A 6071-nucleotide genomic window follows, 5' to 3' on the forward strand; every position below is an offset into this window, starting at 1 on the left:
CAGGCGAAATTGAATGGAGGTACTATCCTGATCCTGATAATTACAAGGTCTTTAACGAGGGCATGACTTGGACAGAAGCCGAAGCATACTGCGAAGGCTTGGGCGGTCATCTTGTAACTATCACATCTGCTCAGGAACAGGCTGTTGTTAAGTCTCTTGTACGTTCTCAGCCGGAGCGTAAAAATAATTATTGGATGGGAATGAGAAGAGTCGACGATTTGAACTTCGCATGGATAACAGAAGAAGAATTGGATTATACTTACTGGCATACTGGCAATCCAAATAACGGCGGAGTTGAACAAAATGCGGTCCTGTTTTATGGTAATTATGAAGCTAGAATTGGCGAATGGGACGACATAAATGAAAGTGGAAAGTGCGCAGGCGATACTTACGGAGTTGAGAATTTCGGCTTTATCTGCGAACTTGACGATAAAAATGTAAAGGAACCGGTTATCACCTCAAAGTATGCGGTATACGACGACGGCATGAACTGGGAAGATGCCGAGGTGGTTTGCGAAAGCGTCGGCGGACACCTTGCGACTGTCAACTCCTCGGAGGAGCAGAAATATATCAATGCTCTCCTTAGCTCGGATTCTCTTGCAAAGCCCTACTACTGGCTGGGTGGCGTTCGTGATGAGAACGACGAGTTCGGCTGGGTAACCGGCGAGGAAATGGGATACACTAACTGGGACGGCGGTGAGCCGAACAATAAAAGTGAGACCTGTATCATGGCATATCGCTCCAGCGGTCTGTGGAATGACAGCTACTCTACCGGAAATATGGGTTCGGCAGAAACGAAAATGGGTTATATCTGCGAATGGGATGAAGAAACCGAGAGCGGTCCTGCGCCGGGAGAACCTTATGATACAAGCAAGTATAACCCTAACCATGCGACAGTAAAGCCTACTATCTCGCTAAGCCGCATAAAGATCTCACAGAAAACGGCACATGAGAACCTGGTACAGACTATAGAGCTTACCGTCAAAGATGCAGAAGGAAATTACGGTCCTACCGGCTTCCATATTGATTACGATTCCAGACTGCAGCTTGTTGATAGAGACGGTGAAATCGCAGAGTTAGGTCCTGCTGGAAAGAAATTAAGCAGTGAAACTGTAATGTATGGAGATCACAGCTTTTTTGTTGCGACAGCATCTTCCGAAAATACTGGCCGTGACGGCGTGCTCTGGTCATTTGATCTGAAACTGCCTGCTGACGTCAGAGCAGGCGACGTATATCCGATAAATATCGTATATAATCCTTCTTATAACCCTACGCATGGAACAGATCTTTTCAGCAACGTTGAACGTGACGAGGAAGGTATGCTCATGGAGGCATGGGTATTTACCCATGGTATCGTACAGGGCTATATTGAGATAATCAATGGTGATGATACAGTATCCACGACCACCACCACAACCACCACCACAACGACTACAACTACAACAACAAGTCCTGATACACGCAGATTCAAGGTATATAATGATGTAATGACTTGGGCAAAGGCAGAAGAATACTGCGAGAGCCTTGGCGGTCATCTTGCCGTTATAACCTCAAAGGAGGAGCAGGATACGGTCACTGCCTTACTTAAGGCAAAGGATATAAACCGTTCTCAGTACTGGTTCGGCGGTTGCCGAAACGAAGAGGGCGTGTTCGTATGGATAACCGGCGAGGAAATGGTATATACCAACTGGCGCAGTGGCGAACCGAATAACGTCGGCGGACATGAGGATTATATGATGGCATACTCCTCCGACGGTATGTGGAACGATCTTCCCGAGGGAGAGAGATGCGGCTTTATCTGCGAATGGGACAACAGCCCTGTAGAGACTACTACCACTACGACTACAGTGCCGGAGCCTCCCAAGCCCCGCAGACTTGATATCGACGGTGAAATGCACGTCACCGAGATGACCATGGACGATATCCAGCGTGCAGGCATTGATCTCAGCGACGACGACAATTACCATGTATTCGATTACGAGGTAACGCTCACATTTGAAGCTGAGGTATTCAATATCCATAAGTATGAGTACGTTCCCACAACTCCTGTTTCAGGTCACTATGATCCTCCACAGAGCTATCACGTTGAAGTAAACGGAGTTCCTGCACAGGTAATCAGCTATCATGAAACTGTACATGAAGAGATGTATATGATAATCAGGGGCGAGTGCAAGTGGCTCAAGGAGTTCTACGACGTTCAGCTCATAGTTATCAACAAGGACAATGAATCACTCACAAGCTGCAGCGCAGAGCTCAATGTTCCCGAGGGACTTACTCTCGTAAACAGCGAAATGCTCCAGCAGCTCGGCGATCTTGCTCCCGGAAAGGCTTTTGACGTACACTGGTACGTAAGAGGCGACGTTGCAGGAGACTACGAGCTTTCAGCTCTGTTCAAGGGCACAAATAACGGCGAGGAGTTTGAATACCCCTTCTATTCACGCGAGATCCTTCATGTATATGCAGGCGACGCACTTAAAATGGAGATAGAGGTGCCGAGATATTCGTTCTTCGGTGAGAACTATCCCGTAAAGATCAGATTCTTCAATGTTTCAGACAAGCCCATATATAATATCGAGCATACTATAAAGGGCGTAACACAGGCTTCAAGAACTATAATAAGAAAGTACCGCAACGGAGAGCTCATAAGCGAGAGCGACAAGTATGAGGTGCTCCAGAGCGATTCACACAGGTACAGATACGCTCTTGGACAGCTTGACCCCGGCGACTGCATCGAAGCTACTGTAAATATCAAGGATATCTGGAGATCAATACTTGAACAGTACATTGCAGACCAGAGAATAGCGGCTGACTGGATAACCTTCCTCACAGGAGTGAGCAACAATCCCTATCTGCGCGGTGTGAACTATGTTTCATCGCTTTACTCGACAATACTCGAAAACATTGTTGTAGCTCACGTTCTCAAATCAGTGAGCGTTGCTACACTTCCCGATTCTACCACAACTGTGCCTTACGAGGTAAAGATAGTTGATATCCCTGAGGATCTAAGAGCAAAGTATGATAAGGATATCGCAAAGGCTGTAGCAAAGCAGCAGATCGGCTGGTTCATGGGTCAGGCAGGAATGGGCACAGTGGCATTTCTTGACGAGACCACAGATGAAAACGGCGGCGATGAAGAGCTGTCAGAGTATACTCATTTTATCCTTGCGCAGTCAGGCGTTATCGGAGATATCGTAAAGATTGCCGAGGACTATTATGTAAGATATCATCAGCCCGAGGGCAATATATCCGTTGAATTCAAGGTCGTAAGAGCAGACAGGACTGCTGCTGACAGTGATTTTGACATCGAGGTCATCGACGGAGACTATACCGAGGAAGACGGAACGATAATTCTTACAAGCGACGCTATCATCAAGGTCGTTCCCAAGACTTCGGGCGTGGAGGCTTCTCTCAGCTTTGAAAGCACAGAGGGCGAGGAGCTCTGTTCACTTCCTGTTGTAACTGTTGACGATCACGAGTGCAGCGGAGAGTATACTATCATAGCTCCCCCCACAGGAAGCGATCCGGCAGTAAAGGCTGTATTCTGCGATACCTGCCATAAGCTCATCCGTTCTACCTTCGTAAAGGACGGCTACACGGTAATGCTCAGCAACGGCTACACAACAAATGATATCAGAGGCGCTCTTGAAGCTGCCAAGGATATCGAGGAAGATATAAAGCTCTACCTCTTCGGCACGGTAAATATCACTACAGACATCACAGTGCCTGAGAATATCACAGTTATAATAGTCCCCCATACCGTTCTTAATATCAAGGAGGGCTGCGTTTTCAACGTCAGGGGAGAACTGAAGAATTTCAGCAGTGATGCTATGAAGAAGGTAAAGATCTGTCTGAACTACTGGAACGGCAGAAGCGAGATGCTTGAGGTCGAGAGTGGAACAGTTGTAGATAGTCTCCCGGATATCAGCACAGAGACCTGCGCGTTAAAGGGCTGGTACAAGGACGAGGCTCATACAGTACCGTTCACTGCCTTCACAGCCGGCGAGAACTGCAATTACTATGAGTTCTATGCAGATATCGACCACAGCTTCAACAGCCGCGGCAGATGCAGTAAATGCCACGAGCTCGAAAACGGACGCGACGCATTCATCGGTATCAGTGCAAGCGTCAGCGACGAGATAACTCTCAGGCTCACAGCTGATCTGAGCGCAAGCTCTGCTGCCGACAGCGAGGCTTACGGAGAGTTCATTCTTCCCAACGGCGTTGTAAAGATACAGAAGCTCTCAGAGGCTGTAAATAACGGCGACGGCACCTATACATTCTCATGCAGTTTGATTCCTATATACATAGATGACGAAATAAGCTTACAGATACACTATTCAGACGGAGCTGCCGGCTCGGTTATCTCCTACAGCGTAAGGAAATATCTTGACGCTCTCACAGGCAATAAGCTCGTAGACGAGGCTACGGCTGAATATATTGATTCCCTTATCGTTTATGCCGAAAGTCTTAAGGCATACAATGACGATACTATCAGTCCGGAGGACATTGATGTCATTGATACCGATGTTGCTCTCGGCGACGAATACAATGTTGCGGTAAGAAGAGAGGGAGACATGGTGAAGGCTTCACAGGTCTCCATGAGCGTTGGCGAGAAGCTTGAGCTTACAGTAAAGTTCAGACTTGCAGGCGGCAGCTCTATAAGCGATTATGTATTCACTGTCGGCGGAGAAACTGTTTCGGCAGTACAGGACGGCGACCTTGCCTCAGTGACATGGAAAAAGCTCACACCCGATACCTACGGCGAGCTCAGAACATTCAGAGCTGAGTCGGTCAGCGACCCCGGAGTATATGCGGAGACAGATTTCTGCCCCTTCACTTATGCAAAGCTTGCTTTGAACGCCGGTACAGACGCAAAGCTCATCAATCTGATGAAGGCGCTTGTGATCTACGGCGAAAAAGCTGCAAATTTAAATAAATAAGGAGAAACTCTCAGATGAAAAACTACACCACACCTGAATTAAGTATCATAACCTTCGATTCAGAAGATGTTATCACAGTATCACCGGTAACCGTAGATCTTCCGACATTTAATCTTGAAGAAGAAAAATAAGACCGATTCAGAACCGGCACAGGGCAGCCTTTCGAGGCTGCCCTGCTTTTTTCGGCAGTTAAATTCCTTATATAATATTTTTACATATTACATCATACGTTGACATTTGGTTTAATATTCATTGGCAGTATTATATACAATTTGTGAACACATACAAAAAGGGAAGTAGGCTTTGCGTTCTGACTTGACAATATTATCATATATGCATTATAATAGTAATCGGTGAAGTTTATCTATTACTGCTTGTATATAATAACTATAGTAATACTGGACTTTGTTTTTTAAGAGGGCTCTATGAGATAAAATTTAAAGAATGCGAGGATCTGTAAAGTGCATAAGGATGAAATGGATAATTATATTGACTTAAAGTCTCTGATTTCACTCATACTAAGCAAATGGTGGCTTATACTACTGGCAGCGCTGATAGGCGGGGGCGCGGCGTTCGGTTATTCAAAACTGTTTATGCCGTTGAAGTACAAATCTGAGCTGGCAATGTATGTACAGAGCTATACTTCATTCAATGAGAATCCAGATCATAATTATAATAATATCAACAATTCCAAGCAGCTTATCAATACATATAAAAAGGTGCTCAAGGACAAGGCTGTACTGAATGATATAGGTGATCACCTTATAGAGTCATTCAGTCCGGAAGTTATATCTAAATGCTTTACAGTTTCAAACGGCAAGATATCTCCCGATTCAATTGACCCATGTATTTCCTTGGATTCGCCTCCGGATACTAGCGTACTGTCTATGACGACGATTACAAAGGACCCTGAGGTATCTGCTGCTATATGCAACTATATGGCGCTTGTAGCTCCCGATTATATCGAGAGAGCTGTTGGTGTAGGTGAGATAAACGCTATAGATACGGCAAGAGTATCATATAATCCTGTATCTCCCAATGTGAAGAAAAATGCTGCTCTTGGAGCATTTGCAGCTGCTTTCCTTGCAGTAGTGCTCATAATCCTTGTGGATTTCTTCGATAATACAGTTA

General features: G+C 45.8%; 2 protein-coding genes. Both read left to right on the top strand.

Annotated features, from left to right (window positions below):
• The coding region (locus tag J6U00_RS03205) for a lectin-like protein (protein ID WP_296578768.1) at positions 1–4940 on the top strand (4940 nt) is incomplete at its 5' end.
• Positions 4941–5416: 476 nt separating this feature from the next.
• Positions 5417–6071: Wzz/FepE/Etk N-terminal domain-containing protein (locus J6U00_RS03210; RefSeq protein ID WP_296578770.1), on the top strand; the 655-nt coding region annotated here is incomplete at its 3' end.

This window comes from Ruminococcus sp. (assembly GCF_017650195.1).
Taxonomy (GTDB): Bacteria; Bacillota; Clostridia; order Oscillospirales; family Ruminococcaceae; genus Ruminococcus.